The organism is bacterium, assembly GCA_040757115.1.
In the GTDB taxonomy this organism is placed as follows: domain Bacteria; phylum UBA9089; class CG2-30-40-21; order CG2-30-40-21; family SBAY01; genus JBFLXS01.
This window is the reverse complement of the sequence record JBFLYA010000274.1, coordinates 1-4,930: the sequence shown is the minus strand read 5'-3', so window position 1 is coordinate 4,930 and position 4,930 is coordinate 1. Positions and strand designations below refer to the sequence as shown.

The 4,930-nt window shown below is 37.6% G+C and carries 2 protein-coding genes and 1 tRNA gene; all 3 read right to left on the bottom strand.

Features of this window, described 5'->3' with window-relative positions; genetic code table 11:
- Window positions 1-3,883, bottom strand: a 3,883-nt coding sequence (locus AB1422_16855) for a lamin tail domain-containing protein (protein ID MEW6620976.1), incomplete at its 3' end; no start/stop codon positions are given.
- A gap of 205 nt (window positions 3,884-4,088) precedes the next feature.
- Window positions 4,089-4,388 carry a nucleotidyltransferase domain-containing protein gene (locus AB1422_16850; GenBank protein ID MEW6620975.1) on the bottom strand — a complete coding sequence of 100 codons (300 nt, stop codon included), beginning with the start codon at window positions 4,386-4,388 and terminating at the stop codon, window positions 4,089-4,091.
- A 279-nt stretch (window positions 4,389-4,667) separates the two neighbouring features.
- A tRNA-Gly gene (locus AB1422_16845) sits at window positions 4,668-4,742 on the bottom strand.
- Window positions 4,743-4,930 lie beyond the last annotated feature (188 nt).

The window sequence follows — 4,930 nt, the reverse complement described above, 5'->3', positions numbered from 1 at the left end:
TCCATCTACCAGCGACATCGCTTGAGGTCTGTTGAATATCCACCCTCCTCCCAAAATCAACCCTGATTGTCTTACTCCCTCCAAATCCATTACCCCTTACCGTCACAAAACTCCCAACTGTGCCCTGAGTGGGAGTGACTAAAATTATGTTTGGTAAAACTCTGCATAAATCTATTGCTTTTAGATTAGAAGTTAGTCCTATGGCTTTAACCGTGTAGGTACCATAAGGTTGGGTATCAATGGTGAAGGTTGTGGTGAAGGTGCCAGATGCATTTGTTGTCACAACGGCAATACTTAAAGTATTTCCCAAACTAATCAGTATCCCTTCAGTCGCACTAAATTCACTACCAAGGACTGTAATTATACTTCCCACGGTTCCGGCAGTTGGGGTAATGGAAATCTTACCCACAAAAACAGTTGTTGTTCCCCGAGTAACATTATCACTTAAATCCTTTTCAATGTAGCATTCACCCGTAATGGTTGCGGAATTAACTATTTTTACAGAATTAAAAGTTGTTACCGTTGCATACAAATAAAATGTCCTTGAGACCTGTCCGGATAATGTCCCGATAAACCAGGTAATTTTATTTCCTGATATATTTGTTTGTAATCCACTATCATCACTACTATAACTTGTTCCTTCTGGTAATTCATCAATGATTTTAACATTTCGGACGCCTACTTTATCGTAATTACCATACCAGATATCATAGGTAATTCTTTCACCAGCAATAACATTCGCTGGTGCGTATTTTTTTACCCAGAGATTAGTTTGCGTGCCTGAAATATGTGTAGAACAGGTGGCGATGTTATTAGCCCAGTTTTTATCAGGATAACACAGACTGGTGATACTGGCGATATTGATAATAGTCGTTGAGCCCAGTGCAGTGACGGTTCCATACAAGGTAAATGAACCTCTCTCTTCTGGTGCTAATGTGGCTATTGACCAGATAATCTCATTGCCTGAAATATTTTTTGAGAAAGAACTATTATCATAACTATAACTTACGCCATCAGGTAATAAATCGGTAATACTGACACTGCCAACAGTAAAACTACCGTTATTCCCATAGGTTATTTTATAAGCAATTGCCTCAGCCGTCGTCACACTACCCAGAACTTCCTTCATTATCCACAAATCAGTCAAAGTGCCTTTAACATGGGTTGAGCAGGTTGCGAGATTATCACTGTTATCATTTTCAACATAACAGGTGCCGGTGATAGTAGCAATATTAATAATAGTCTTAGACCCGGCTGCCGTCACCGTGCCATATAAAGTAAATGTGGCAGATACACCCGGGGACAATGTGCCCACAAACCAGGTAATAAAATTACTTCCGCAAGTCCCTATTAACAAACCACTTGTATCAGTCCCATAATTTACTCCATCGGGTAAAATGTCAGTAATTGTCACACTTCCAACGGTATAAGTTCCCTTATTGCCATATTTTATCTGATATTCAATTACATCCTGGGTCGTAATACTTCCTGGACCTATTTTTTCTATCCATAAATTACCTGGGGGTGAGGTTACATGAATTGAGGCTGTAGCAAAATTATCACTTTCATCTTGCTCAATATAACAGACACCTGTAATACTGGCCATATTGATAAGGGTCATAGAACCAAAGGCTGTAACAGTGCCATATAATTGAAAATCATAACTACCTCCCTCTGGAGATAATGTTCCTACAAACCAGGTAATTTTATTTCCGGAAATAGTTACTGGCAAGCCGCTATTATCAGAACGATAGATTATGCCATCAGGTAATAAATCTGTAATCGTTACACTGCCGACAGTATAACTACCCTTGTTTTTATAGTAAATATCATATTTGATGACCTGCTCTGGAAGAATTTCACTGACACTACTATACTTGCTTATCCAGAGATTACCCGGGGGAGCCACGATATGTGTCGTGCAGGTAGCCATATTATTACTGAAATTGCTTTCTGGATAACAGGCACTGGTGATACTGGCACTGTTAATTATGGTAATTGAGCCCAGAGCAGTTACAGAACCATACAAAGTAATTGTCCCTGCTTCCCTTGCAGACAATGTCCCTATTAACCATTTAATTTTATTCCCTGAAATACTCTTTGTAAAGGCACAATCATCATCACAATAAATTAGACCATCAGGTAATAAATCAGTGATACTGACACTGCCGACTTTATAATTCTCATTATTACCATAAGTAATCGTATAGGTAATTCTCTTTTTAGGCATAATGTTGTCTGTGCCTATTTTTTTTATCCACAGGTCAGCCGCTATGCCCTGAATATGGGTAGAGCAGGTAGCCACATTATCACTTTCATCTTGCTCAAAATAACATGTCCCCGTAATACTGGCAATATTAACAATTGTGTTAGAACCGAGCGTCGAAACAGTTCCATATAAAGTAAATGTGCCTGATGCCCCAGCAGATAATGTGCCGATAAACCAGGTAATTTTATTATCCGAAATAGTACCTGATAGACTACTGGTATCAGAGCTATAACTTACACCATCAGGTAAAAGGTCAGTAATCGTCACACTACCTACAGTATAACTTCCTTTATTACCATAGGTTATTTGATATTCAATGAGATTGCCCGTAGGGATATTTTCTGTTCCTATCTTTTTTATCCATAAGTTACTGACTGGTGAGGTGATATGTGTTGAGCAGGAGGCATAATTATCGTTCCAATCTTGCTCATCATAACAAAGTAAATTAGTCGTAATACTGGCGAGATTCAGAAAGGTTCTTGAGCCCATTGCGGTTATTGTCAGTGTACCATATAAAATAATTTTGTTTATTCCAGTAGATAATGTTTCTATCTCCCAGGTGATTTTTTTACCTGATACCGTTGGCGAGACACCAGTGGTATCAGTACTACCACTATAATCTACTTCATCTGGTAACAGGTCGGTAATATTAGCATTATAAATGGTAGTAGCATCAGGATTCTCATAGTAAATATGATATGTAATTCTCTCTCCGATAGAGGCATCGCCGGCAGGATATTTGTATTTGTTTATCTTCAGGTTAATATTAGTTCTTTGAGTGGTTGGGGTAGGACTGCCTCCTTGAAAATCTACACTACAATCGTTTGTATCCTGATGAGGTGGCTGGCGATGTAAGGAGTTGCCTTCAGTTACCCCTGAATGTGCCGTGACCCCAGGATAAGAACCGCCTCCATAAACAACCACATCTATCACGGTTTTAAAATTATCCGACAATATAACTTCATCACCCCCATTAGCTAATTCAATTGTCCAGCCTGTTATTTTTGTTACATCCGGGATATTGGAGTCGGTATTATTCAATTCAAAATCTGGATTTTTACCAAAAGCGGCGCAGCATACTGTTCCTCTTTGTGCCACAGTCATCGTTCCATAGGGAAGAAGAACACTATTGGCAGGAAATGTATGAGTTCCTTCTATATCTGAGAGGTAGTATCCTGAAAGGTCAATTAAATATGGTGTGTTATTCCTTATCTCGACGAATTCCTGCAGTTCATCTACAGGGTCGTAATAAACTTCCGTAATCAACAATTGGGGTATAACTCTAAATCCATCGGTCAATGTTCCGGTTTGACCACCAGGGTTAGTAACGAAGACGGTCCAACTACCGATTTGAACATTTTTTAAATCAACGACGGCGGTAATTGTTCCCGATTCAATAAATGTAGATGTGCCAATAATAGAAGTGCTTGCTTGAGTAAGGGTAACCGTGGCTCCAGATTGAAAATTAGAACCTCTAATGGTTACACTCATCGTGCCACTATTTATGCCGATGTTTGGATTAATACTGGTAATAGTTGGTTGGGCGATAACTTCTTTACTAAGAAAGATAGAAAATATAATGCCAAAAATTATCCCAACAGTTTTTGATTTCAACTTCTCGCTCTCCTTATATTTGGTAAATAGTAACTGGTGAATGGTAATTAAATACCGTTCGGCTGAACTCACGACGAAGATATTTAACCAATTACCAATTAACCGATTATTTGCTTTTAATTTCCTGAAACCTTATTTGGTAAATAGTAACCGGTGAATGGTAATTAGTTACCACTTACCAGTTACCAGTTGAAGCCCTTTTTATTTATGCTACATTTAGCTCTGGATTGCGAACAAATATTGGTTGAGTAAATTTAATTGTCTGTTGTCTTAAAACAGGTGAAGTATTATTTAATATCGTCACATCTACGGATTTTTCAAGGATATTCGCCAGGTCAACCCTCAATTTAAATCGCAAGAGACTCTTTTTAAAATTACTCAAACCATCTTGCAAGACCACAGCTAAATCAATCTGCCCATTTATTGGTTGGTCTTTAGGGTTAAATAAATAAGCAAATAATATATACTTCTGATTAAGTAGATAGTCATATAATTCCTTACCCATAATAGACTCCTTTTGTAATTATTTACCCCGGTGGAGTAAGACAGTAGGTTCAAGAAACAAAGTTTTTCTCTTCTGCATCTTGTTCCTTTTTTCTTGCACCTTGTTCCCAATTTTTATCCAGGAATCTTCGAATAAAAAAGGGAGGATTTATAAAAAAACCCTCCCTTTTTTATTCTCAAATAATGAATTTGAATTGTAATTAATAATATATCATAAACTCGGTAAATTTGTCAAGAAAAAAATTTAATTTTTTTTATTATTGTAGTGAAATCAAATAGCTGGAGCGGCCGATGGGACTCGAACCCACGACGTCAAGCTTGGGAAGCTTGCATTCTACCACTGAATTACGGCCGCTCAATTATTAAATTGATGGTAACTATCCAGCCACAGATGGACACGGATGAAACACTAAAAATTCGTAAGCGTTCAGGTGGTGTAACAAAAGGAGATGTGGAGATTAAGGAGATAGGGAGATATTATTAAAAAAATTGAAATTAATAGAAACTAATAGAAATTTATGGAAATTTGTTGTTTTCCACAAT

Bases quoted from the DNA above. Each gene is read 5' to 3' on its own strand.
- AB1422_16850 (MEW6620975.1), bottom strand. From the start codon at position 4,388: ATGGGTAAGGAATTATATGACTATCTACTTAATCAGAAGTATATATTA.